This window comes from Flavobacterium sp. UM26 (genome assembly GCF_057922445.1).
In genome coordinates this window covers 74,444-100,484 of sequence record NZ_JBVHCY010000003.1, presented here as the reverse complement: position 1 = coordinate 100,484, position 26,041 = coordinate 74,444, and the positions used below count along the sequence as shown (strand labels likewise).

26 protein-coding genes are annotated in these 26,041 nt (G+C 35.0%); 15 read left to right on the top strand and 11 right to left on the bottom strand.

The features are described from left to right. Positions 1-29 precede the first annotated feature (29 nt). Both ACZ1AQ_RS04880 and ACZ1AQ_RS04875 read right to left on the bottom strand, forming a co-directional pair. Complete coding sequence (locus tag ACZ1AQ_RS04880; RefSeq protein WP_489631824.1) at positions 30-839, bottom strand: lysophospholipid acyltransferase family protein; 810 nt, start codon at positions 837-839, stop codon at positions 30-32. A gap of 110 nt (positions 840-949) precedes the next feature. Further along, positions 950-1,597 carry an NUDIX hydrolase gene (locus ACZ1AQ_RS04875; protein WP_489631823.1) on the bottom strand — a complete coding sequence of 216 codons (648 nt, stop codon included), beginning with the start codon at positions 1,595-1,597 and terminating at the stop codon, positions 950-952. Positions 1,598-1,683: 86 nt separating this feature from the next. On the opposite strand from ACZ1AQ_RS04875, the gene ACZ1AQ_RS04870 reads away from it, so the two are divergent. Continuing rightward, positions 1,684-2,124: a DUF4268 domain-containing protein gene (locus ACZ1AQ_RS04870; protein ID WP_489631822.1), complete on the top strand. Its 441-nt coding sequence runs from the start codon at positions 1,684-1,686 to the stop codon at positions 2,122-2,124. A gap of 95 nt (positions 2,125-2,219) precedes the next feature. On the opposite strand, the gene ACZ1AQ_RS04865 is transcribed toward ACZ1AQ_RS04870, so the two are convergent. The 5 genes from ACZ1AQ_RS04865 to ACZ1AQ_RS04845 all read right to left on the bottom strand — a co-directional run bounded on the left by ACZ1AQ_RS04865 (position 2,220) and on the right by ACZ1AQ_RS04845 (position 9,945). Then, on the bottom strand, positions 2,220-2,621 hold the full coding sequence (locus ACZ1AQ_RS04865; protein WP_489631821.1) for a hypothetical protein: 402 nt from the start codon (positions 2,619-2,621) through the stop codon (positions 2,220-2,222). A gap of 22 nt (positions 2,622-2,643) precedes the next feature. Further along, entirely contained in the window at positions 2,644-3,588 is a 945-nt protein-coding gene (locus ACZ1AQ_RS04860) for an NAD(P)H-dependent flavin oxidoreductase (RefSeq protein WP_489631820.1), read from the bottom strand. Positions 3,589-3,599: 11 nt separating this feature from the next. After that, positions 3,600-5,216: a S8 family serine peptidase gene (locus ACZ1AQ_RS04855; protein WP_489631819.1), complete on the bottom strand. Its 1,617-nt coding sequence runs from the start codon at positions 5,214-5,216 to the stop codon at positions 3,600-3,602. A 368-nt stretch (positions 5,217-5,584) separates the two neighbouring features. Next, positions 5,585-7,789: a catalase/peroxidase HPI gene (katG, locus tag ACZ1AQ_RS04850; protein WP_489631818.1), complete on the bottom strand. Its 2,205-nt coding sequence runs from the start codon at positions 7,787-7,789 to the stop codon at positions 5,585-5,587. A gap of 224 nt (positions 7,790-8,013) precedes the next feature. Next, entirely contained in the window at positions 8,014-9,945 is a 1,932-nt protein-coding gene (locus ACZ1AQ_RS04845) for an amino acid permease (RefSeq protein ID WP_489631817.1), read from the bottom strand. A 534-nt stretch (positions 9,946-10,479) separates the two neighbouring features. On the opposite strand from ACZ1AQ_RS04845, the gene ACZ1AQ_RS04840 reads away from it, so the two are divergent. The 9 genes from ACZ1AQ_RS04840 (at position 10,480) to ACZ1AQ_RS04800 (ending at position 19,710) form a co-directional block, all read left to right on the top strand. Next, positions 10,480-11,688, top strand: coding sequence for an anhydro-N-acetylmuramic acid kinase (locus ACZ1AQ_RS04840; RefSeq protein ID WP_489631816.1), 1,209 nt, complete (start codon positions 10,480-10,482; stop codon positions 11,686-11,688). 447 nt (positions 11,689-12,135) lie between these two features. Next, a complete protein-coding gene (locus ACZ1AQ_RS04835; RefSeq protein WP_489631815.1) occupies positions 12,136-12,618 on the top strand; it encodes a histidine kinase dimerization/phospho-acceptor domain-containing protein in 483 nt (160 codons plus the stop codon). Positions 12,619-12,677: 59 nt separating this feature from the next. After that, positions 12,678-13,256 carry a hypothetical protein gene (locus ACZ1AQ_RS04830; protein WP_489631814.1) on the top strand — a complete coding sequence of 193 codons (579 nt, stop codon included), beginning with the start codon at positions 12,678-12,680 and terminating at the stop codon, positions 13,254-13,256. Positions 13,257-13,509: 253 nt separating this feature from the next. Next, entirely contained in the window at positions 13,510-15,048 is a 1,539-nt protein-coding gene (locus ACZ1AQ_RS04825) for a glycoside hydrolase family 10-like protein (protein ID WP_489631813.1), read from the top strand. A 21-nt stretch (positions 15,049-15,069) separates the two neighbouring features. Beyond that, entirely contained in the window at positions 15,070-16,347 is a 1,278-nt protein-coding gene (locus ACZ1AQ_RS04820; protein WP_489631812.1) for an MFS transporter, read from the top strand. A gap of 8 nt (positions 16,348-16,355) precedes the next feature. Beyond that, complete coding sequence (locus ACZ1AQ_RS04815; RefSeq protein WP_489631811.1) at positions 16,356-17,951, top strand: glycoside hydrolase family 3 protein; 1,596 nt, start codon at positions 16,356-16,358, stop codon at positions 17,949-17,951. Between the two features lie 396 nt (positions 17,952-18,347). Then, positions 18,348-18,986, top strand: coding sequence for a peroxiredoxin (locus tag ACZ1AQ_RS04810; RefSeq protein WP_463338600.1), 639 nt, complete (start codon positions 18,348-18,350; stop codon positions 18,984-18,986). A 103-nt stretch (positions 18,987-19,089) separates the two neighbouring features. Further along, complete coding sequence (locus ACZ1AQ_RS04805) at positions 19,090-19,398, top strand: thioredoxin family protein (RefSeq protein ID WP_489631810.1); 309 nt, start codon at positions 19,090-19,092, stop codon at positions 19,396-19,398. 54 nt (positions 19,399-19,452) lie between these two features. Next, positions 19,453-19,710: a DUF6952 family protein gene (locus ACZ1AQ_RS04800; RefSeq protein WP_159683555.1), complete on the top strand. Its 258-nt coding sequence runs from the start codon at positions 19,453-19,455 to the stop codon at positions 19,708-19,710. Between the two features lie 80 nt (positions 19,711-19,790). Here the strand turns inward: ACZ1AQ_RS04800 and ACZ1AQ_RS04795 are convergent, their stop codons facing one another. Next, positions 19,791-20,348, bottom strand: a complete 558-nt coding sequence (locus tag ACZ1AQ_RS04795; RefSeq protein WP_489631809.1) for a DUF4494 domain-containing protein — start codon at positions 20,346-20,348, stop codon at positions 19,791-19,793. 240 nt (positions 20,349-20,588) lie between these two features. On the opposite strand from ACZ1AQ_RS04795, the gene ACZ1AQ_RS04790 reads away from it, so the two are divergent. After that, a complete protein-coding gene (locus tag ACZ1AQ_RS04790) occupies positions 20,589-21,023 on the top strand; it encodes an acyl-CoA thioesterase (protein WP_489631808.1) in 435 nt (144 codons plus the stop codon). A 9-nt stretch (positions 21,024-21,032) separates the two neighbouring features. Beyond that, positions 21,033-21,422 (top strand): DUF1398 domain-containing protein, encoded by a 390-nt coding sequence (locus tag ACZ1AQ_RS04785; protein ID WP_489631807.1) that lies wholly within the window; start codon positions 21,033-21,035, stop codon positions 21,420-21,422. Positions 21,423-21,478: 56 nt separating this feature from the next. Here the strand turns inward: ACZ1AQ_RS04785 and ACZ1AQ_RS04780 are convergent, their stop codons facing one another. Together ACZ1AQ_RS04780 and ACZ1AQ_RS04775 are read right to left on the bottom strand one after the other, a co-directional pair. Then, complete coding sequence (locus ACZ1AQ_RS04780; RefSeq protein ID WP_489631806.1) at positions 21,479-22,516, bottom strand: RluA family pseudouridine synthase; 1,038 nt, start codon at positions 22,514-22,516, stop codon at positions 21,479-21,481. Further along, on the bottom strand, positions 22,506-23,132 hold the full coding sequence (locus ACZ1AQ_RS04775; RefSeq protein ID WP_489631805.1) for a PASTA domain-containing protein: 627 nt from the start codon (positions 23,130-23,132) through the stop codon (positions 22,506-22,508). The genes ACZ1AQ_RS04780 and ACZ1AQ_RS04775 overlap by 11 nt, the downstream gene beginning before the upstream one ends. A gap of 120 nt (positions 23,133-23,252) precedes the next feature. Here ACZ1AQ_RS04775 and ACZ1AQ_RS04770 point away from each other — a divergent pair, with 120 nt between their 5' ends. The 3 genes from ACZ1AQ_RS04770 to ACZ1AQ_RS04760 all read left to right on the top strand — a co-directional run bounded on the left by ACZ1AQ_RS04770 (position 23,253) and on the right by ACZ1AQ_RS04760 (position 25,388). After that, positions 23,253-24,224 carry a D-alanine--D-alanine ligase gene (locus tag ACZ1AQ_RS04770; RefSeq protein ID WP_489631804.1) on the top strand — a complete coding sequence of 324 codons (972 nt, stop codon included), beginning with the start codon at positions 23,253-23,255 and terminating at the stop codon, positions 24,222-24,224. Between the two features lie 60 nt (positions 24,225-24,284). Continuing rightward, on the top strand, positions 24,285-24,749 hold the full coding sequence (gene coaD, locus ACZ1AQ_RS04765; protein WP_342690766.1) for a pantetheine-phosphate adenylyltransferase: 465 nt from the start codon (positions 24,285-24,287) through the stop codon (positions 24,747-24,749). A 72-nt stretch (positions 24,750-24,821) separates the two neighbouring features. Further along, entirely contained in the window at positions 24,822-25,388 is a 567-nt protein-coding gene (locus ACZ1AQ_RS04760) for a PhnA domain-containing protein (RefSeq protein ID WP_489631803.1), read from the top strand. 80 nt (positions 25,389-25,468) lie between these two features. Here ACZ1AQ_RS04760 and ACZ1AQ_RS04755 read toward each other — a convergent pair whose 3' ends face one another. Beyond that, entirely contained in the window at positions 25,469-25,912 is a 444-nt protein-coding gene (locus tag ACZ1AQ_RS04755) for a hypothetical protein (RefSeq protein WP_489631802.1), read from the bottom strand. Positions 25,913-26,041 lie beyond the last annotated feature (129 nt).

Here is a 26,041-nt window from a genome sequence, read left to right as displayed (position 1 = left end):
GCGGTCAAAATTTTGACCGCTTTTTTATATTAATATTCCCATTTTCGCATTTTATTCAATTCTTTTTGAACTTCCAATTCTTCGGCAGGAATTACTTTTAAAAAGGAAGGATGTTGCTCGATGGCGTATTCTACTTTTTCTACAATCTCTTCAATTGTTTCGTTTTCATAGTCAATCTCTAAAGGTTCTTTAATGATAAACGATTGCAAGATTCCTTTCTTTTTTAACCGTAAGCCTTTTTTATCAAAAGAACGTCTAAAGCCATCAATTACAATCGGTACCACAATAGGTTTGTGTTCTTTGATGATATGCGCGGTTCCTTTACGAACGGGTTTAAATGATTTTGTAGTTCCTTGAGGAAAGGTAATCACCCAACCATCTGCCAAAGCAATTTTAATATTCTCAGTATCATTAGGATTGACTTCTCTTTTTTCGATAACATCTTTTCCTTTAGATCGCCAAGTTCTTTCTACTGTTATCGCACCTACATAGGCCAAGATTCTTGGAAGTAATCCCGCATGCATGGTTTCTTTGGCGGCGACATAATAAATATTCATTTTGGGTTGCCACAAATAACCTACATTTTTAATACTGTCATCTCTACCACTTAAACTCGCATTAAACACATGAAACATGGCAACAACATCGGCAAAATAGGTTTGATGATTAGAAATAAACAACACATTTGTATCTGGTAAATTTCGAATAATTTCTGAACCTTCTATTTGTAATTCATTAAAACCACGATACCTTCTGTGGGTAATAACACCAAAAATTCGGATTAACCATTTCTTTATAAAAAGGATATGACCAAAAGGATTCCTTTTAAATAATCCCATAATAATTCTTTTTTGAAATTGGAGTGCAAAGATACGACATATTTTCTTAACGTTTAGAAAACGCTAAACTTGCAATAATTTTACAATAAATCAAGGAAAAAATCACTTATTTATGATTTTTTAAATACAAAACACAAAACCTCTTTTAACTCACTCAACATCATAGCTGTAGCACCCCAAACGATATGCTGGTTGATTTTGAATGCTGGAATTGCAATATTAGTAGCATAAGAAGTCGTCAGTTTAGTCTCATGTAAAAGCGCATCGCTCAAAAAATCAGACAATGGTAATTCGATGATACTCGCCACCTCTTTCGGATCTAAAACAAAATGAAGCGTCTCTTTTGCAACCCCTAAAAAAGGATGTACCAAAAAATTACTAGGCGGAATGTACAAAGGAGAAAAAGGTCGAATAACTTCAATTTGCTTCCGCGAAATTCCAATCTCCTCCTCGGATTCTCTCAAAGCTGTAGTTTCATATTCCACATCTTCTTTTTCAAACTTACCACCAGGAAAAGCAATTTGAGCCGAATGCACGCCTTCATAAGAATTTCTTTCAATCAATACCAAATGAGTTTCCTCTTGTTTTGGGTACAACAACATCAAAACCGCAGCTTTTCGAGGATTTTTATCGGCATAACTAAACGCTTTCAAGGATTCGATTCGTTCTTTTGGTGCCATTTTTACATGTGAAGCAAAAGCAGGAAGCGGAGCCTCAAGTATTTGAGGGATATATTGCTGAAAATCTTGAAAATTCATAGGTAAAACTTATTTTTGCAAGCATTCCAATAAATATACTATAGTTTTGTTTGGAATACAAACCAAACTTTCTAAATTCAATTCAAATGTACAGCAAAGCAGAAAATCAAAGGTTAAAACACGATTTTTGGGTGGCCTTCGCCGAGAAATACCCAAGAAAATGGGTATTGTATGATACAAAAATTAAAGATTTCTCTTTTAAATTTTTTGCAGATAATAAAAAAGCCCAAGTACTTATTGATATCGAGCACCGAAATGATGACTTACGTTTTCAATATTTTGAAAAACTCGAAGCCTTGAAAGCTATTTTGGAAGACGAATTCATCAAAGATTTGGTCTTTGAAAAAAACTATACTTTAGAAAATGGCAAAACCATCAGCCGCATTTGGGTTGAAAAAAATGGGTATAGCATGAGCAATCGCAATCACTGGGAGTACATTTTTGACTTTTTCTTCGAAAAAATGAATGCTTTAGAACTTTTCTATCTCGAATATGATGAGTTTATAAAAGATATTGAGAAAGGGTAAAGGTTTTTGGTTTATAGTTTTTGGTTTATAGTTTTTGGTTTGTGGTTTCTAAGCTAATTACTTTTCACTAAGGACTAATCACTGAAAACTAATCACTAAATATTATACAAATAAATTCTATTCTCGTAACTGATATACAACTGCTTGCGATTCCCTTGTTGTTTTCGAGTAATAATCATCAAAGTACAAGCATCGCCATTTTCATCTTTGCATTCAAAAGAGTAAATAATATCGGTTTTGTTTTCTTCAATTTCTGCATACGAAAGAATATTGTACAACTGAAGCATTGGAGTGTAAACTACGATTCGATGTTTAGAAGTGTCTAACGTAATTGGGATATTGATTAAATCCAATTCGGACCAATCTCCCCATTTTCCTTTTTCGTTTTTCTCTAACACACTGTAACCCGAAGTTTGAAACTTATAAGTTTGAGCATTGGATAGTTGAAAACAAAAAAACAGTACAAAGGACAAGCATAAAATAGTAGGTTTTGACATGGGGCGGTGTTTAGGTTTGAGGTTAAAATTGGAGTTGTCCTAGTTCAGTTTGGGCTTGCTGAAACTCGGCTATCATAGTATCTATAATTTCTTTTACAGGTTGAATCTCATTGATTAATCCAGCTATCTGACCAATTTCTAATTCGCCCTCGACCAAATCACCTTCAAACATCCCGCGTTTGGCTCTAGCTCTACCAAGCAAAGCCACTAATTCTTCTTTGGTAGGACATTTTGCATACAATTCTTGGATATCATTGTAAAACTTATTTTTCACCAAGCGAACAGGAGCTAATTCTTTTAATGTTAATTGCGTATCCCCTTCTCTTACATTGACGATTACTTCTTTAAAATTAGCGTGAGCTGAAGATTCTACTGAAGCAGCAAAACGACTTCCCACCTGAACACCATCAGCTCCCAAAGCCATTGCCGCAAGCATTCCTCTTCCTGTGGCAATTCCGCCCGCAGCAATCAAAGGAATGTTTATCTTTTGCTTCACCATTGGAATCAAAGTTAGTGTAGTCGTTTCCTCTCGCCCATTGTGCCCTCCAGCTTCAAAACCTTCGGCAACAACAGCATCTACTCCTGCTTCTTGTGCTTTCAAAGCAAAGACCGAACTACTGACCACATGCACCACTGTAATTCCTTTTTCTTTCAAAAATGCGGTCCAAGTTTTGGGATTTCCAGCTGAAGTAAAAACAATTTTAACGCCTTCTTCCACTATGATATTCATTATTTCTTCCACATTCGGATACAACATCGGAACATTGACACCAAAAGGCTTATCGGTCGCCTTCTTGCATTTTTGTATGTGTTCTCTAAGCACATCAGGATACATAGAACCAGCACCAATGATACCTAATCCTCCAGCATTGCTCACAGCACTTGCCAATTTATAACCACTGTTCCATATCATTCCTCCTTGAATAATTGGATATTGAATACCAAAAAGCTTTATTATTGAATTCATTTAATAGTAAATTAATATTTGATGATTTTTCCTTGAGCAGAAAAATTATTCCCTTGAATAGTGTATAAATATACGCCATTCCATAAGGTTTCTACAGAAAAAGAAGGAGTTGATTTTGTAAAAGGAACCTCCATTATTTTTTGTCCCAGTAACGAATAAATTGTAAGCTGCACCTCGTCTACTGCTGAAGGTAAAGTCATATAAACCGTTCCCTTGCTAGGATTGGGATACAACGAAAATGAAGCATGCTGATTGTCTATAGTCGCTAAAAGGCCTTTATTTACAGCCGCACTAAAATCAGGAATTCCATAGCCTAGTTGTGGCGTTGGAGACAAATATTTATCGGCAGATTGAACAATCAAATCTCTAATTTCTTTATTGGTTTTATCTGGTAAAGCTTGCCATAAACACGCCACCATTCCTGCTAGAATCGGGCTAGAAAAAGAGGTTCCGTTGGCCGTTCCAATGTTACCCAATTCATCCGAAACTACAGATGCTTGACCTTGCGCCATCACATCAGGTTTTACTCTACCGTCAGAAGAGGGACCAATTGAGCTAAAGGAAGCTTTTGTCTTGCTAGCTGTTACCGCACCAACCGTAAGCACAGAAACGGCATCTGCTGGAGCAGCAATATTGGGATTAGTTGTGTTTCCTGAATTTCCGGCAGAAGCCACCACAAGCATCCCTCTACTAAAAGCAATTTCAGCACCACGACTGATAAAGGTAGTTGTCCCATTCATATCAGCATAAGTATAATTATAATTTGGATTGTCAAAATCAAAGTAACCCAAGGAGCTATTGATGATATCTACACCCAAACTATCTGCTTTCTCTGCGGCTTCTACCCAAAATGTTTCCTCCACAGGATTTTCTGACGCATCATTTTCGGTAACAAAAAGATAATATGACGCATCGGGAGCCGTTCCTACCAAGGCTTGGTCTTGATTCCCGCCCATAGTCGAAAGCACCAAAGTGCCATGATTATCTCCAGTGTAGTAATTTGCACTTCTGTTCACATAATTATAACCACCTAAAATCTGATTATTATCTCTCAATTTTTTAAATGGCGATTGGGTGTCTACACCAGGAAATCCAGCATCCAAAACTGCTATAATTTTACCACTCCCTGTATAATTTTGCTGATGCAATAAATGACCATTCAACATCTGAATTTGATTAGCTGAAGTGCCATAATTATAGTTGATTGCGGTGTTGTATTTTTTTTGTACTTGCTGATTTTTAGCAGAAATAGTTGTTTTGCCTGTCGTGTTTAAAGACTTGTCTGCGAAACTAATTTTAGTAACAAAAGCTAAATTTTTAAGAGAAGTAATATCAGCTTGAGTCCCGCGAACATGCAACGCATTCAACCATTTTGATTGCCCCATGACTGTGATTCCAGTGGACTCTTTTACAGCTTTTATATACGAAGCCGGAATCGGAACATCCTTGCTGTCCAAGGCAATTTTTTGTCGCGTTCTTCTATCAATAGCGCGCTGCGAGAGCATCAATTGAGGATTGTCTAAATAGTTTTGAACATTGGTTTTGTCACCAAAATACACCCAAGCATCTTGTTGAGAAAAAACCAAAAAAGATTGGAATAAGAAAAATAAAAAAACTATTTTTTTCATGCCGAAATGTACTCAAAAAATCATTATAAATTAAAATTTTAAGTGTTTTTAAAAGTACAAAATTTGGGATTTCATCAGGTTTGGTCCCGCTGTCCTTCTTATCTTTATGTATACCTCACCGCCTATAAAGTCGGACGAGTACACAAAAAGAATATTCCATCCTAGGGTTATAAACATTAAGTGAAAAAGTTTCAAATCTAAAATTATTATTATCAGCTTGACTACTTCCGAAAAAGGGTTAGGGTGTGCTTTTTTCTAAATCCTGAATTATGATTAAAAACATAAAAAATAGTTTGCTTAAAAATTAAACTTTTTAAAATAAAAAAGTGGGCCAAAAAGCCCACTTATCTTTATAGAACAAGATGATTTTACGCTAAGTCAAAACGGTCAGCGTTCATCAGTTTGGTCCAAACGTTAATAAAATCTGTAACAAATTTTTCTTTGTTATCGTCTTGTGCGTATACCTCAGCATAAGCTCTTAAAACCGAATTAGAACCAAATACCAAATCAACTCTAGTAGCTGTCCATTTAGTTATACCAGACTTTTTGTCTACAATGTGATACAAATTATCACCTTCGGGTTTCCAACTGTAGTTCATATCAGTTAGGTTAACAAAGAAATCATTAGTTAGCACTCCTTCATTATCCGTAAAAACACCATGTTTGGTTCCTTTATAATTTGTACCTAAAACACGCATACCACCCAATAAAACCGTCATTTCAGCCGCTGTTAATCCTAAAAGTTGGGCTTTATCAAGCATCAGTTCTTCAGGTTGTACTGCGTATTTTGCCTTCATGAAATTTCTAAAAGCATCGTTTGTAGGCTCTAGAACTTCAAACGATTCTACATCAGTCATTTCTTGTGTAGCATCTCCTCTACCTGCATGGAAAGGTACTTTTACATTGAAACCACCTTCTTGCGCTGCTTTTTCTATAGCTGCACTTCCTCCCAAAACAATCAAGTCGGCAATACTAACTTTTTTAGGCAAACTAGCCTGGATTTCGGTAAGTTTAGCAATTACTTTTTGTAATCGTTCTGGTTCATTGGCTTGCCAATCTTTTTGTGGCGCTAATCGGATTCGTGCTCCATTAGCTCCACCTCTAAAGTCAGAACCTCTAAATGTTCTTGCACTATCCCAAGCCGTATTGATTAATTCTGTCCTTGTCAATCCGCTGTTTAAAAGTATACCTTTTAGTTCATCAATTTCTGCTTCCGACAAAGTGTAGTCTACATTTGGAATAGGATCTTGCCAAATCAAATCTTCCTGTGGTACATTGGCACCCAAATAACGTGACTTAGGTCCCAAATCACGATGTGTTAACTTGAACCAAGCTCTAGCAAATACTTCTGAAAAATACGCTGGATCTTTATAAAAACGCTCAGAAATTGCTCGGTAAGCGGGATCCATCTTCATAGCCATATCAGCATCTGTCATGATTGGATTTCTTCGAATTGATGGATTGTGTGCGTCAAAAGGCTTGTCTTCTTCTTTGATGTTCGTAGGTTCCCATTGCCAAGCTCCCGCTGGACTTTTGGTTAACGCCCAATCATGATTCAATAACAAGTCAAAATATTCGTTATCCCAACGAGTAGGGTGAGTCGTCCAAGATCCTTCTAAACCACTAGTTACGGTATCTCCCGCATTTCCGTTACCTTTGGGATTTAACCATCCTAAACCTTGATTTTCAATAGCACCTCCCTCTGGTTCTGGTCCTAATTTGGAAGCATCGCCATTCCCATGAGCTTTTCCTACTGTGTGACCACCAGCAGTTAATGCTACCGTTTCTTCATCATTCATTGCCATTCGTTGGAAAGTAACACGAACATCATGAGCTGTTTTTAAAGGATCAGGTTGTCCGTCTACACCCTCTGGGTTTACATAAATCAAACCCATCATAACAGCAGCTAGCGGATTTTCTAAATCTCTTTCACCTGAGTATCTGCTACCTTCACTACCGCTTTTGGCTAACCATTCTTTTTCTGCTCCCCAATATACATCTTTCTCAGGATGCCAAATATCTTCACGACCTCCTGAAAAACCGAATGTTTTGAGTCCCATTGATTCATAGGCCATATTACCGGCTAAAATCATCAAATCGGCCCATGAAATTTTATTACCATATTTCTTTTTGATTGGCCATAATAACCTTCTGGCTTTGTCCAAATTGCCATTATCAGGCCAACTGTTTAAGGGAGCAAAGCGTATATTTCCTGTTCCTGCACCTCCACGTCCATCAGCAATTCTATACGTTCCAGCAGAATGCCACGCCATTCTAATCATCAAACCACCATAATGTCCCCAATCAGCAGGCCACCACTCTTGGCTTTCGGTCATGAAAGTTTTTAAATCATTTTTTAATGCTTCTAAATCTAATTTTTTAAATTCTTCGGCATAATTAAAAGATGCTCCTAAAGGATTGGTTTTGTTATCGTGCTGATGAAGAATATCCAAATTGAGGGATTTAGGCCACCAATCTTGATTACTTGTACCTTTGCTTGCGCTTTGGGTTAGCGCACCGCTAGAAAACGGACATTTTCCACTTCCACTAGAAGAATTACTGTTACTTTCCATAGTATGATTATTTAAATTGATATCTTAATGATTGCTAATTTACCATAGTTTTATCTGTTGATATTTTATTTTTAATAGATAAAAACTATTTTATAAATGTAAAACATTATGTATAAAGATATTAAATAAAATACAAACAATAGAAAACCAATAAAGTAGATCAAGTATAGTAACAAAAAAACCTCTTAGTTTGCACTAAGAGGTTAGTTGTTGATGTTAAGTTTTTATATTGCTTCTGAATTTAGTTTACTATTTTTTCGGCTAAAGCTAAAATAAATGACTAAACCGATTAACAACCATACGCCAAAATAAATCCAATTCCATACACTTAATTCTGCCATCATGTACAAGCAACAAATTAAACCAAGGAGCGGGATCAAAGATAAATTTTGTTTGTAAGCCCACACACTCAATCCAATTAATGAGAATAAGAAAATCCACATGGGTATTTTATGTTTAAACAATTTGAAACCACTCTCATATTTAATCGCATCTGAAATAGGTAGTCCAGCTACAACTTCTGCATATTTAGCATCGTCTTCGGCATGTTTACTCAAAACACTCTCTAAATCTGAAGAAGCCTCTGAAGCAGCTACTCCTTCTAGTGCCACCAAATATTCAGAAACCTTCTGAGTTTCTTCTTTATTCAATGAAGTTACAATGGAAGAAGGATCATTCACTTGAGTTTTGTTGGTAATAAAATCCATAGTTGCTTTTTCATTGAAACCAAAAGCTATGACTAATCCAGCAACTAATAATAAAGGCATGATATATTTCGAATTGATATAAGGTGTTTTGAATCTACCTCTTGGAATATCAGTTTTGTTTTGTAAGGATAAAACACCAGCACATACCAAAACAAAAGCAAATAAAGTTCCAATACTACATAAATCTGTAACCATAGTTAAATTTAAGAACAAAGCGGGTACGGCAACTACAAAACCAGTAACAATTGTAGCAAAAGAAGGAGTTTTGAATCTAGGATGCACTCTAGAAAATTTCTTTGGCAACAAACCATCGCGACTCATACTCATCCAAATACGAGGTTGTCCCATTTGAAAAACCAACAATACACTAGCCATGGCAATTACAGCAGAAACAGCAATGATACCTGACATCCATTTCAAATCTAATTTATCAAAAACAAAAGCTAATGGATCACCAACGTTCAATTCGTTGTAACTCACCATACCTGTTAATACCAAGGCAATAGCTATATACAAAAGTGTGCATAGGACAATAGCCCACATCATTCCCTTTGGCAAATCGCGTTGTGGATCTTTACATTCTTCGGCAGTTGTAGAGATAGCATCAAAACCAATATAAGCAAAAAACACAGCTGACACACCTTTTAAAACCCCAGTAATTCCATTCGGTGCGAAAGGAGACCAATTCTCTGTATCGACATAAAAGATACCAACTGCTATAACTAGCAATACAATGCATATTTTTATAGCAACCATCAAATTACTAGCATTACGAGACTCTTTCATCCCTCGATAAACCAAAGCAGTAATCAATACGATAATCAATAAAGCAGGCAAATCAGCCACCAAATGAAATGAACCAATAGTAGGAGAAGTTGTCCAAGCTGTATATGCTGCTTGGGTAGCTGCTGATAAGTTTTCGAAAGATTTACCTCCTTGCATTAAGGCTGTTGCATCTTTGAATCCATTAGATGCTGTTAAATAATCCATTTGTACCCATTGCGGCAAAGTAATACCACCACTCTGTAGTAAACCCGTAAAATAATCACTCCATGATATTGCCACAGTAATATTTCCTACAGCATATTCCATAATTAAAGCCCAACCGATAATCCAAGCGATAATCTCTCCAAAAGCCACATAAGAATAGGTATAAGCACTTCCTGATACCGGAACCATAGAGGCAAATTCTGCATAAGCAAATGCTGCAAAACTACAAGCAACGGCGGTAAACAGAAACAAGAAAATAACTGCAGGACCTCCATCAGCACTAGCTTTTCCTATGGTACTAAAAATTCCTGCTCCAACAATGGCGGCTATACCAAAAGCGGTTAAATCACGTGCGGTCAAATGCTTACCTAAAGCTTCATGCCCGTCTGAATTATTTTTCTCAACTTGCTTTAAAATGTCTTGAACAGTCTTTTTTCTAAATAAACCTTTTAATGCCATTTTTTAAATTTTATCGGTAATGGTTAATTAATGTATGCTTTGCAAATAAATGCTTTTAAAACTAAAAATTAAATTATTGTATCATAAAAATTAAAAAGAACTCACTTCGAAATTAGTTTTATCTTTAAAAATCACTATTAAAATAAATAATTCTTTTTTATCGTATTAAAAAAGTCAAATATATACATAAAATGGACATGCAAGAAAAAATTAATAATTTTATGATTATAATTTACTAACATTTAATTCACATGGGGCATAAAATTAGTAATATCCTTAGTATCAAGCTTACAATTCAATATTTTTTTAGGAAAAAGAATAAGGATAACATAATTTTTGTGGAATGCTTCCAAAAACGAAGCTTTTCTTATTCAAAAAAAACGTATTAAAATCAAAAACAGCCATAAACAGAACGCTAAGCAAAGCATAATTTTCATTAAAAAAGCTATATTGTTCATTCGAAAACTGCTACTACTTTGGCAAGATTCAATTTTATAGTACATTTGAGACTGAACAATTAGTCAATACAATATCATGAATCCAAATCTTCAATCACTATTTACAATCGCACAAAAAAGGGAAAGAAATATTATTGGATTAATGTCTGGAACCTCACTCGACGGATTGGATGTAGCTTATTGCAAAATTGCAGATTCAGGAATAAATACTAAAGTAACTTTAGTACATTTTGTAACTATCCCCTATGATGATGATACCAAAGAAGCTATAAGAAAAGTATTTGCTCAAAAAAATATTGACTTTCAACATTTAGCCATACTTAATGAATGGATTGGGCTATTACACGGAAAAATAGTCTTGGATTGTTTGCACCAATGGCAACTGACTTCTGCAGATGTAGATTTGATTGCTTCCCATGGACAAACGGTTATGCACGCACCGAAAAGTTTACATCAACAAAAAAACTTACCTAATGCAACGCTACAAATTGGAGACGGAGATCATTTGGCCGTAACCACACAATGCATCACGGTTTCTGATTTTCGACAAAAACATTTGGCAGCAGGTGGAGAAGGCGCTCCATTAGCCGTATATGGCGATTATTTTTTATTTCATTCTACCACTGAGAATAGAATCTTGCTCAACATTGGAGGTATTGCAAATTTTACGGTAATACCCAAATCTAGTTCATTTGATTCTATTTTTGTTACTGACACTGGCACTGGTAATACTTTAATGGATGCCTACACCCGACAACATTTTCCAAACTTAGGATACGATATTGATGCAGCCATTGCAAAAAAAGGATCGATAAACCACAACTTACTTAAAGCATTAAAAAATAATCCTTTTTTTACCACCTCTTTTCCAAAAAGTACAGGCCCCGAATTGTTTAGTAAAACATATTTGGAAAATGCTCTCAAAGAATCCAATAACTTAGATCTTGAAGTTGAAGATGTCCTAGCAACACTAACCCGATTTAGTGCCGAAACAATAGCAGAAGCCATAATTGAAGTTAGCCAATCTACTATAAATACAAACGAAGCCACTACCATTTATATCTCTGGCGGTGGTATTCACAATCCATTATTGCTTCAATATTTAAAAGAGTTACTTCCATTTCCCATTACATCAACAGCATCATTAGGAATTGATGGAGACGCTAAAGAAGCTATATTATTCGCAATTCTTGCAAATGAAACTATTTCAGGAAGTTTAAACAATTCAAAAAAAAATAATAACATTCCAGAAATAAGTATGGGAAAAATCTCATTTCCTCGATAAAAAGCACTATTCAACCGATAAAATACAATACTATTACTATTAAACACATTTTTATTCACAAAAAAAAATACTGTTTAATCCCACAAAGTACTAGTACGCAAGAATTTAACTATAAATAATTTATAAAAAAAAGACCTTAAAATTATATTTTAAACAATTTTTACTACAAAAAAAGGTTAAATTTTAACATTCGAGGCAAATCTTAATTATGTCTTACAAGAGAAACCACAAGAATTTCGTAAATTTAATATAGCAAAATACCACAATAAAATAGGATTATATATTGAGTTAAAAGCTCAAACATCTCGAACCAAGAAAATAGTGACGACTATTTTTTTACAACTAACTTCTTAATTTTTAAGCTATAAAATATTAAAAAAAGTTAGTTTGTTATTCTTTCCATCTTGTCCAGAAATTATTTGTTTTAATTAATTAAAAATCTGCGAAATGAATAATCCAAAAGAAAGCAATAGTTTCAAGTGTTACCTCTCAAATCCAAAAAACAGTACTCAATATCCAGAAGTACTTGAAAACGACTACAACTCTATAAACACTAAGAAAAAACTTATATCTGAAATCAATGAATTAAGAAAATCGCTGGTAGACTTGCAAATTGAAAAAGAAGATTTGAGTTTACAGTTATTGCAACAATTCAAAGAATTGAAAAGATCCGAGAGAACATTAAAAAAAGACATCCACAAAGGACTGGAAGAAATCATGTTTATCATTTCGCACAAAGTTCGATTGCCTCTTACCAATATATTGGGATTAGCCAATTTGTTGACCAACATAACCAATACAAACGAAGAAAATTTAGAATTTATTGAACTTATCAAAGAATCTGCAAAAGATTTAGATAAAATCACAAAGGAATTGGGCGCATTTATTTATGAACTCGATCAAAATAAAAACAATCATTCTCATAAGTGATAATCAAAACAAAAAAAACAGTAACGATGACCTAAAACTCCAACTTAAAACCACAGACCATGAAAACTTTATTCCTTTTACTCGTTAGCGCTATCGCATTTGCTCAAAGCGACAAAGAAAACTATCTTTCTTTCTCTGGTGCCTTAGATGCAAGAAATTTAGTCTCTGGAAGCGAACCTACAGACAACAAAAGTGGTCTGAATTATCTTTTACAATTCGCAATGGTTTCAAGAAATTTCGAAATTAATGTAGGATACGAACGTTTTTCTATGATTCAATTTAGTAAAAACACCATTGGTTTTGGGTATCACATTCCGCTTCATGCGAGAATTGGTAGCATGAACATAAAAACAACTATTATTCCCTCTATCGAACCAACTTTAATCAATAGATGGGGAAATTGGGGCGGTGGCATCTCATCGGAACAAAAAAGTTCACATTTAAGTGTTGGCGCTAATCTTGCTTATCGTATTCATATCTCTGATTCAATTGCGGTAGAATACATGTTCAATGCTTTACCAAGAGTAGACATTAATGCCATGTACGGAAATGCAAATTGGAAAGAAAGAAAAAGCTTGAACGGCATACCAGTTGTAGGAAGCAATTATATAAAATTAGTTTATAAAATCGGTAGATAAATAATCATTGTAAATAATAAATAACCAAATTATTTACTGCCTTTTTTGCCCAAAATAAAACCACATTCTAACAGTTTGGAATGTGGTTTTATTTTTAAGTAAAAACCATCTATTGCATTACTAAAAAACAAAAAAACTCGAAAAGCGCATGAATATTCTACAAGCATGAGGTTGATGGGAATTTATTGAATTATAATTCGTTTTTCATAAGTAAAAAAAAACTATTTTTGGATGCATTATAAACGATTACATAATGACCAAAATTAAAGCAGCACTTCTCCTATTCATCTTATTCATTGCTATCATAACCGAAGCGAAAGCACAAAGAAAAGAACATTTTCCTAAAAATGAATTCAGAGGCGTATGGATTGCTACTGTCGTAAATATTGACTGGCCTAAAAAAAGTAATGACTCAGTTGCTAAACAAAAAGCAGACTATCTTGAGATTCTTGACACCTATCAAAAACTTAACTACAATGCTGTAATCGTTCAAATCAGAAGCGTTGGAGATGCTTTTTACCCTAGTGAATTAGCACCTTGGTCTAGATTTTTAACAAATAAAGAAGGAAAAGCTCCTACTCCATATTACGATACTTTGGAATGGATGATACAAGAAGCCCACAAAAGAGGATTCGAATTCCACGCTTGGCTTAATCCATATCGAGCAACTTTTGATTTGAATAAGGCACAACTCAGCCTCAATCATGATATTTTCAAACATCCAGAATGGATGATTACATATGGAGGAAAAATGTATTACAACCCTGCACTTCCCGAAGTTCAAAATCATTTAGCCAAAGTAGTTGAAGAAGTGGTGGTAAAATATGATATTGATGCCATTCATTTTGATGACTATTTTTATCCTTATAAAATTAAAGGAGAAGAGTTTAACGATACTGAATCCTTCAAAAAGTATGGTAATGGGATGAATCTCGCAGATTGGCGAAGAAACAATGTAACTACATTTGTAAAAAGCATACATTCAGTTATCAAAAATCACAAACCTTGGGTTCAATTTGGCATTAGCCCTTTTGGTGTTTGGAGAAACAAATCAATGGACCCTAAAGGTTCTGATACCCAATCTGGACAAACCAATTATGATGATTTATATGCCGATCCTATTCTTTGGATGCAGAACAAATGGATAGATTATCTTTTACCCCAACTGTATTGGAGCATAGACCACAAAACGGCTTCTTATGCCAAACTACTAAAATGGTGGTCGGAAAACACTAATGGCGTTAATCTCTATATGGGTAACAGCACCTACAAAATCAAAGGTGACTCAGACAAAAAATGGAATAACATTCACGAAATTCCAAATCAAATTGATTTGACCAGGAGCTATGCTAATGTACAAGGAAATGCTTTTTATAGTGCCAAATGGTTTGTCAATACTCATCAAGATGTGACACAATTGATACAAAACCATCAGTATAAATATCCTGCAATTCCGTTGCCTGTTCCCAATTCAAAACACATTGTAATAGATACACCTGTGGTAAATAAAATTGAAATTGATTCAACCAATTGCACTTTTACATTACCAATGCCTTTGAATACAAAAATTCGTTATGTAGTGGTGTATGGTGCCAAACGAGACTCCAAAATCGACCTTCAAGAAGCTAGTCAAATTATGACGAAATATTTTGTTGACCCAAAAGCAACGATAATCAATTTTAGTATTCCGCTAAGCGACATAGACAAAAACAAAGCTTTTGCCCTTACTTTTATTGACTTTTATGGCAATGAAAGCAAAGAAACTATCATTGATTTACCCCAAAAAGACTAACCCAAACTTTTCTACCATTCTATGAAATCAGAAAAAAATCCTTGGTATTGGATACCACTTTTAAATTTTGCATCAGGTTTTCCGTATGCCATTATCATATCTGTGTCTGTTTTGATGTACAAAAATTTAGGTATCAGTAATGAAGATATTGGAATGTATACTAGTTTACTTTACTTGCCTTGGGTAATTAAACCACTTTGGAGCCCTTTTATCGATTTACACGCGACCAAAAGAAAATGGTTTTTGGCGATGCAGTTAGTCATTTCGATAGCTTTTTTAATCGTTGGATTAACCATTCCTATGCAACATTTTTTTATGGTAAGCTTGGCTCTATTTTGGGTGGGAGCTTTTGCTTCTGCTTCTAATGATGTAGCTATTGATGGGTTTTATTTGTTGGCGCTAACCAAAGACAAACAATCCTTTTTCCTTGGTATTCGCAGTACTTTTTACCGATTATCAATGCTTACTGCCAATGGTGTAATTGTACTTTTGGCTGGATTTTTAGAAGAAAAATACGGAGACAAAAGCAAAGCTTGGTCATACACCATGCTTGTTGTAGCTTTGATTATGATTTTCATCACGGTTTACAACTTTTTTACGACACCAAACCCAGAAATTGAACAGGAATACATAAAAAGTAATGCCAATCATAAAGGAAGTTTTACCGAAGTATTCGCTACTTTTTTCCAAAAGAAACAAATTGGATTAATTCTTACGTTTATATTAGTATATCGATTGGGAGAATCTCAATTGATGAAGATGCTTTCCCCTTTTTTGGTTGATGATGTAGCCAAAGGCGGAATGGGGTTAAGTACCGAAGATGTTGGAATTATTTACGGAACCTTTGGGGTCGCCGCTCTAGTTATTGGCGGAATCATTGGTGGAATCGTCATCTCGAGAGATGGTCTAGGCAAATGGATGCTCCCAATGATTTTAACGATGCATTTGCCAATTATTGGATTTGTTCTCCTATCTCATTTTCATCCAAGCTCTGTACTTTTCATTTACATCACTGTAGTTTTGGAGCAGTTTGGTTATGGCTTTGGTTTTGCGGCTTTCTTAATGTATTTAATTTACGTAGCCGAAGGAGAATCCAAAACCTCCCACTACTCTATTGCCACAGGATTTATGGCCTTGGGAATGATGCTTCCTGGAATGGCAAGTGGTTATATTCAAGAATATTTAGGCTATGGTAACTTCTTTATTTGGGTGTTTTTAGCAACAATTCCAGGGATTATTTTATCTAGATTTTTGATTTTTCCTTATGATTTTGGAAAAAAAGAAACAGAAAAACAGTAACAAAACGAATGACAACCGAACAAAAAATAGGACAATTCTTTTTTCCTGCCGTATTTATCAACGATAGCGAAGAAAACATTCAAGCAACAGAACACTTGATTCGTGAATACAATATTGGTGGCTTGACCTTTTTTCATAGTCGAGCTAGTGCGGCTACCAACTATGAAAGCAATAAAAAAATTGAATTCAATGATGAGAGTTACGAACGATTAAAAGCCTTAATTGTTCGTTACCAAAAAGCAGCTAAAACTCCGCTTTTAATGAGTATAGATGCCGAATGGGGACTAGCAATGCGTGTTGAAAAAACACCTCAATATCCTTATGCTATCACACTTGGAGCTATTCCTGTAGCAGAAAAAGAATTAGTCTATGAAATTGGAAAACAAATTGGTAAGGACTTAAAATCGGCTGGTATTCATTACAACTTAGCGCCTTTGGCAGACATAAATACTGACCCAAACAATCCTGTAATTGGGTATCGTTCTTTTGGAGAAGACAAAAACAAAGTCGCCACCTTTGCTTTAGAATATTTGAAAGGAATGACAGCCGAGGGAATTTTGGGTTGTTTAAAACATTTTCCAGGTCACGGTAATACCAATGTTGATTCGCATTTGGGATTACCTGTTCTAAATGAGACTTTAGACGAATTACTGTCGAATGAATTAGTTCCTTTCATTAAAGGAATTGAAAACAAGGTCGACTCCATAATGATTGGTCATTTGGCCGTTCCAGCTCTAAACAATGGAGCAAACACCTCAGCTACACTTTCAAAAGCTGTGATTGAAGGTTTGCTTAGAGAACGATTAGGATACGACGGTTTGGTGATTTCGGATGCGTTGAATATGCATAGTGTTTCCAAACTGTACCCAACTAAAGGCATATTAGAGTGGGAAGCTTTTAATGCTGGAAACGATGTATTGTGTTTTGCAGAAAATGTGCCAGAGGGGATTCAGGAAATTTTAAATAGAGCAGATATTTCTAGAATTGAAGCCAGTTTTGAACGTATTTGGAAATGCAAAGTACAAGCTGGATTGATTACCGATAGCAAAATTGAAGCCACTGATTTAGACTGGAAATCTACAGCTGTAATCAACAAGAGATGTGCTGAAAAAGCGATTACTTTGGTCAAAAAAGACAGCACCTCTTCTATATCTAATTTTGTCAGCAATGGTGGAAGTGTGGCAAAAGTGAGCGTGTATAGAGAAAGTGACAATCCTTTTTTTGAAGGATTAGAAAATACGATTCAGGGAGATTCTTTTTCGATTGCATTGGGAGACAAGAATCTAGATAAAAAACTAGAAGCATTAAACAAATATGATACTTTGTTCATTGCATTATTTGTACCGAAAGCCAAACCATTGGCTAATTTTGAAATTGAAGATACAATCATTACTTGGTTAAGTGAAGTGGTATTGACTAAGAAAGTAGTGTTCCATTTGTTTGGAAATCCGTATGCGCTGCAAGTGCTTCCCAATATTTTGGCAGCCAAAATTGTTGTCGTAGCCTATCAAGACCTTAGAGAATTTCAAGAAGTTGCCGCTCAAAAAATAACATTGAACCAAGAATACGAAGGAACTTTGCCTGTGACTTTACTTTTGAAATAACTTAATGTAAAAATAATATAGAAACGATAGTGGTAAGCTATCGTTTTTTTTTACTAATGCTCACAAGAATGCCCATTGCTGCTTTTTAGCCCCGATAGGAGCGGCATCCTTGCTTGCCGGGGTTCGGCAAGCAAGATATAGCGGAGAGCGGGACTTTGTTTCCATAAAAGCCAATCGTGAGCCGCTCCTAAAAATTAGCCAAAATTGACCTACAAACCACTAATTATCAATATTTTAAATTATCTACAACGTTTTCGTTAAAAACTGTTATTTTTTTACAAAATAAGCAACTCCTATCCGATTATAGTTAATTATAATTAAAACTTTTAGTAACTCGAATACTTACTAATTACCTTTGCCAAACAGAAATAAACAAAATTTTAAATCATAATCATTATGTCATTAGTAGGTAAAAAATTTCCAAGTATTGCGGTTGATGCTATCTCTGAAATGGGAGATAATTTGAAAATCAACATTTTTGAAGAAGCAGTAAACAATAACAAAAAAGTATTGTTGTTCTGGTATCCAAAAGATTTCACTTTTGTATGTCCAACAGAATTACACGCTTTTCAAGCCGCTTTACCAGAATTTGAAAAAAGAAATACAATTGTAATTGGTGCTTCTTGCGATACTAACGAAGTACACTTTGCTTGGTTGAACACACCAAAAAACAATGGTGGTATCGAGGGAGTAACGTATCCAATCTTGGCTGATACTAACAGAAACTTGGCTAATATTCTAGGCATTTTGGATATCGAATCTACTAGCTACAGCGAAGAAACTGATTCAGTAATCATCGAAGGATCAAATGTACCTTACAGAGCTACTTATTTGATTGACGAAACAGGTAAAATTTTCCACGAAAGTGTAAACGATATGCCATTAGGTCGTAACGTAAACGAATATTTACGTTTGGTAGATGCTTACACGCACATTCAAGTAAAAGGTGAAGTTTGTCCTGCTAACTGGGAAGCTGGTAAAGAAGCAATGACTGCTGACAGAAAAAGTACTGCTGAATACTTAAGCTTAAACTAATAACAAGTTCCAGATTTTAAATTCCAAATTCCAATGTAGTTCGTTTTAGCACTATCAAAAATTGGAATTTGGGATTTTAAAATTGAATTTTAAAATTTAAATTATGTTAATCGAATTAAACGAAGATACGTTAGGTGCATTGGTAGCACAAAACGAAAAAGTAGTGGTTCAATTCTCGGCTTCTTGGTGTGGTAATTGCAGAATTATGAAGCCAAAATTCAAAAAAATGGCCACTGAAAACGAAAACATTACGTTTGTTTTGGTAGATGCCGAAAATTCACCCGAATCTAGAAAACTAGCTAATGTGAGTAACCTACCTACTTTTGCTACGTTTGTTGGAGGAAAATTAGTTAACGAAACACAGACGAACAAAGCAGAAGTTTTAGCCGATTTGGTAAAAGAAATCGCTTAAGAAAACGCGTTACTCCTACTTCCAATTATTTCCAATCTTTATACATTTATTACAATGAAATTACCTGTTATCAAACACCTGACTCAATTTATAGAAGAAAACGATCAAGATTACATCATTGAAACTATAGAAGTTCTAGAAGCACTTACGGAAGTTCCTTCTTTGAAAGACGAAGAGCTGGATGTGATAGGCGAATTGATTTCGAATATGTATGGTGCTTTGGAAGTACATAAAATGGTAAAAACAGGCACTGATAAGAAAGAAGCTTTGAATACGTTTATGAAACGTGTCTTGGGATCAATCGATAAATAGGTTCTGTTTTATACAATATCAAAAAGCCTGCAAAAACGTTGTCTTTGCAGGCTTTTTGATTATATAAAATTAGGAAAAAATTATTCCATTTCTTCAAGTAGTTCCGCTTTTAAGGCTTCGGCTTCGTAGGTATCTGTATCGTACTTTGGTGCTGTAGATGCTTTAAGAGTATTAAAACGTTCTAGCGCCTCTACTTCATCTTCTTCCCCACTAAAATAAGGAAAAACATCCATTATAGGAGATTCAGAAATAGCTGGAATAGTGTACTCGCCCATGGTGTTTTTCATCGCGATTGTAGTATTATCATACGCCTCTTTTACATCATTGGCTTGAACTAAAAGATACATATTGGTTTTGCGCTCTTTGCCACTTTCTTCATCAAAAGCCAACAAAGACACTTTACTTTTAAACCAACGATCGGCATTTTCAAAAGGATGAATTTCGGCATAGTTCCCAACTTTTATGTTGGTTATTTTGAACTCTTCACTGATATACGCTGCCATTTCTTCGTTGATTCTTTTTTCAGCCTCGGTGTAGGATAAGGCATCTACCAAATAAGGTTCGGTGATAATCTTTTGCCCACCCGTTTCATCGGTTTTTCTGTACTTTACTTTACATTCGTACCAAATTGTGCTCATCTTTATTTTTTTTTAGGGTGCCAAAGATACTTTTAAAAGCAGAACAAACTAGGTAATTCTAAAATAGATATTCACAAAATGACACCTGTCTTTTTTCATATTTATACCCCTCTTAATTTCATATTCAGAATTTCTCTTACCTCAAACAATAGCATAATTTTACTAGGTATTTAAATTTTCATCAAAAAGATAATCGAAGTTTATTTGTACTTTTGTAATCCAATTTAAAATCCAATTAAAATGCCAACATTTACTAAAACCCTCTCCTTTCGCTGGTCAGATTTGGATCCCAATTTCCATATGCGTCACAGCGTGTATTACGATTTTGGGGCGCAACATCGTGTTGAAATTTTAGAAGACTTAGGATTAACCCTCAAGGTTTTGAAAAAAGCCCACATTGGACCGGTATTGTTTCGAGAGGAATGTGTTTTCAAAAGAGAAATTCACTTTTCAGACACGATAGTTATGCACACAAAAATAGCCAAAATGAAACCCGATGCTTCTCGTTACTCCATTGTACATGAGTTCTATAGAGAGGATATTTTATGCGCTGTAATTACTGTCGAAGGAGCATGGATGGATACTCAACTTAGAAAATTAGCAGAACCTATGCCCGAAATTGTGGTTAATGCTCTTAACTCTTTCCCAAAGACAACTGACTTTAGTTCACTTTAACTCAACATTATGTTCACTATCCAACAAATTAAAGATGCGCATGCTAAAGTAAAAACAGGTGCTGACTTCCCGAAATACATTCAAGAATTAATTGAATTAGGAGTAATAGGTTATGATACTTTTGTATCGGACGGGCATGTAGAATATTTTGGATCCAATGATTATAGAACTACGGCAACAGAAACTTATGCACCATTAAAAATATCTTCTTCTGTTAACAAGGAGCGATTTATCGAGTTTTTAGTAATGCACCAAGAAGGACAAACTGATTATCTAACCTTTTGTAATCATGCTGCACAATGCGGAATCGCACTATGGACCGTAAGCATCATCGACAAAACCTGTACCTATTTTGATGATAGCCAAAATAGCATTCTAATTGAGAAGATTCCGATTTAGTTAAAACTTTTATTAAAAAAAAAGGACTTGTCATGTACTATGCAAGTCCTTTTAATCTATTCTTCATTGGTTTCGTGCGATTTACAGTAATTTCGCCATCTATCAATACATTCCTGAAAATCTGCTGGTATTTCTGTATCGAAACGCATCATTTCTCCTGTCGTAGGATGAACAAAACCTAATGTTTTGGCATGCAAAGCTTGTCTCGGCAGGGCTTTAAAGCAATTTTCTATAAACTGCTTGTATTTTGTAAACGTTGTCCCTTTTAGAATCAAATGCCCTCCATAACGTTCATCATTAAACAAGGGATGCCCAATGTGTTTCATATGCGCTCTAATCTGGTGTGTACGACCTGTTTCTAACTGACAAGAAATCAAAGTAACGTAACCAAATCGTTCCAACACTTTATAATGAGTAATAGCTGGTTTCCCAATTTCAGGATCATCAAAAACAGCCATTTGCATTCTATCTTTTAAGTGACGTGCTAGGTTTCCTTCAATGGTTCCGCTATCAGCCACAACATTGCCCCAAACCAAAGCAATATATTCACGTTCTGTAGTTTTAGCCTCAAATTGTTTTGCCAAATGTGTCATCGCTGCTTCTGTTTTTGCAACTACTAACAATCCTGAAGTATCTTTATCAATACGATGCACCAATCCAGGGCGCTCGCTACTATTCATCGGCAAATTATCAAAATGATGTGCTAAAGCATTCACTAAAGTACCCGTGTAATTTCCGTGCCCAGGATGCACAACCATCCCTGGATCTTTATTGATCAATAATAAAGCATCGTCTTCATAAACAATATTCAACGGAATCGCTTCTGGAAGAATATGATTTTCATAAGGCGGATGCGATAACATCACCGTTATTACATCAAAAGGTTTGACTTTGTAATTGGATTTAACTGGAATATCATTTACAAAAATATTCCCATCCGTGGCTGCATTCTGAATTTTATTTCGGGTAGCATTCTGAATCAAATTCATCAAATACTTATCGATTCTCAAAATAGCTTGCCCTTTGGGAACCTCAAATCGATAATGCTCGAATAACTCGTCTTCTAAATCTAAGGTTTCTATATTATTGTTCATTCACAGGAGTTTCTGATTCTACTGCAGGAGTTTGTAAACTGTCTTTGGCCGCTTCATCTTCATAAGTGGCTTTACCATCTCCTAATACCAAATCAATTTTTGAAGCTTTCAAAACACGATCGCCAGCTTTTAGATTTCTACCTTTGAAGCGCATCTCAAGAACCATATCTTTCGCTAAATTTGGTATGTATGTAACCGTTCCTGCTTCTAATCCAAGTGCTTTAAGAGTAGGTACTGCCTCGCGATACGTCTTCTCAATTAAATTTGGAATGCGAACAGAAGAAAAACCAGAAGAATTTATTTTGATATATACTTTTCGGCCTACTTTTACTTTAGTTCCTGGCAAAGGGTCCTGCTCAACCACACTAAACTTAGGGTAATCATCTCTATAATCCACACTATCTAAAAGGACGTAATCTAGGTCTAAATCATCTAACTTCTCCTCTACTTGCTCCTCCGTTAATTTAGCTAAATTAGGAACAGCTATCTCATGCCCGTGATCCGTTGTAAATGTCAACCAATGCATAAACAAATACGCCAAAACTGCAATAATAGCAATGGCTATAAATAATTGCCCGAAAAAAACGCGACTAGTAAGATACTTACGTAAACTCATATATTTATTTTTAAGAAGCAACAAAGATAAAGGTATTTCGTTTCAAAAAAAATGATAATTTTGTTTTGAATACGTTTAATCTTTTGATCGATTAAACGGTTAACCGATTAAACATTTAAAATGAAAAATATTGCTATCATCATGGGAGGCTATTCTAGCGAATACAAAATCTCTCTAATCAGCGGAAATGTAGTTTACCAAACTCTAGACAAAACCAAATATAACGGATATAGAATACACATTTTTAAAGAAAAATGGGTGTATGTTGATGCAAATGATGCCGAATTTCCAATCGATCGCAATGATTTTTCGGTAACAGTAAATGGAACTAAAATTACCTTCGACTGTGTATTTAATGCCATTCACGGAACGCCTGGTGAAGACGGTTTACTCCAAGCATATTTTGAACTTTTAGGTATCCCACAAACGGCTTGTGATTATTATCAAGCAGCACTAACCTTCAACAAAAGAGATTTATTATCGGTTTTAAAACCCTATGGCATCAAAACCGCAACTTCTTACTACCTAAATAAAGGTGACCTAATAAATACAGCTGAAATCGTAAAAAAAGTAGGATTGCCTTGTTTTGTAAAACCTAACAAAGCAGGTTCAAGTTTTGGAATTTCGAAAGTCAAAACCGAAGCTGAACTCCCTATCGCAATCGAAGTGGCTTATAAAGAAGATAACGAAATCATTATTGAAAGTTTCTTAGATGGAACTGAAGTATCTGTTGGCGTAATCAATTACCAAGGAAAAATCACGGTATTACCTATTACTGAAATTGTTTCTGAAAATGATTTCTTTGATTATGAGGCCAAATATGAGGGAAAATCACAAGAAATTACTCCAGCTCGTATTTCTGATGAAATGACTCAAAAAGTAGGCGACATTGCAAAACGTGCCTATGAAGTTTTGAAAATGAAAGGCTTTTCACGAAGCGAATTCATTATTGTCGATGGCGAACCGCACATGCTAGAAATGAACACCATTCCTGGTCTAACTACCGAAAGTTTGATTCCACAACAAGCTAGAGCTGCCGGAATTTCGCTCGAAGATTTGTTTACTAATGCTATTGAGTTAGCACTAAATTAAGTATCTGAGTGGCTAAAAATTATAAGCCCCTAGGTTCTTAGCAACACACAACCTTAAAAAATGAAAAAAGCCATATTCCCAGGATCATTTGACCCTATAACCTTAGGTCACGAAGACATCATCAAAAGAGGAATTTCCCTTTTTGATGAAATCGTAATTGCAATTGGTGTCAATGCCGAAAAAAAATACATGTTTTCTTTAGACGAACGAAAACGCTTTATTGAAGAAACGTTCAAAAATGAACCTAAAGTAACTGTGATTACTTATGAAGGATTGACCATCGATTTATGCCATAAGCTTAAAGCAAATTTTATCTTGAGAGGACTGCGCAATCCCGCCGACTTTGAATTTGAAAAAGCAATCGCTCATACTAATCGCCGATTATCCAAAATCGAAACTGTCTTTTTATTAACAGCAGCAAGAACTTCTTACATTAGTTCGAGTATTGTGCGTGATGTCATTCGAAACCACGGAGAATATGAAATGCTAGTCCCAGACGCGGTAAGAGTAAAATTACACAAATAGCAACAATCCAGCTAACAAGTTGTAGAAGCTACTAATTAGCGCTATTTTTGCAAAATAATTAAGAATGTTAAAATGAGTATAGAAAGAGAATTAAACAAACGCAGTGGAGGAAAATGTGAACTTTCAGGTGTTACCGAAAATTTAAAAGTTTATCAAATTCTTCCCACTCGAAAAGGTGGACTAGATGAATGTGTGTTAATCAGCGCTACGCTTGTTGACCAAATAGAAAATCCTGAAAAAATGGATATTAACCTTTGGAGATGCCTTAATGATAGCATGTGGAGCGAACACCTTCCAGTTCAAGTTCTTTCTTGGAGAATGTTAAGCCGTTTACGCAATCAAGAATTACTAGACCAAATGTATCTAGACGAAGATGATTTGGCATGGGCTCAAGCAACAGGTGAAGGAGAAGACGACGACAATAAAATTGTTCATAGAGACAGTAATGGAGCTATTTTGTCTCACGGTGACTCCGTAGTGTTGATTAAAGATTTAAAAGTAAAAGGATCTAGTATGGTGGCCAAACAAGGCACGGCTGTTAGAAACATTCGTTTAGATCATGAAAATGCAGAATACATTGAAGGAAAGGTTGATGGTCAACAAATCGTTATCATCACGCAATATGTAAAAAAGATTTAACTTGTAGTTATAGCTAAACAAAAAAGTCTATTCCCGATAAGAATAGACTTTTTTTGTTTACTACAAATTCAGATTTAGAATTACACTTTTTGGAACAATTTATCTACTTGTTCTGGAGTTAATGGCTCAGAAATATTATTGGAAACACCCTCTTTACTCGACACCATAAACTGTACCGTAACTTTTCCTGGACCTGCGGAGTTGTAATGTAACCAAACATAGTTATTTGGCAATTCTAATTTAATATCACTCAAAGGAGAAGCTACGAATCCGTTGGAAATAATAGTATGTAAACTATTGTAGGCGTTATCCACATCTTTGAATGTAAACTTTTTCACACTAGCCGCTTCTTCATCGTTTTGCATACTAGCGTAATAAACAGTGTACTCATCACCCATTTTTTGGATATAAAAATTAGAATTGACTCTTCCTAATTTTTCTATTGGTACAGTCTGAATTACTTTAATTTGACCAAAAGTCGCTACACTAAACAACAAAACAGCAATCGTAATAATTTTTTTCATAATTAATTTGGGGTTTAATATTGAACCCTAAAAAAACGGATTAATTATCAAAAAATGAAGCCTCTTGTTTTATTTTATTAACAATAAATTATTAAAATTATTAAAAACTCAGCATTACACTGAAATACA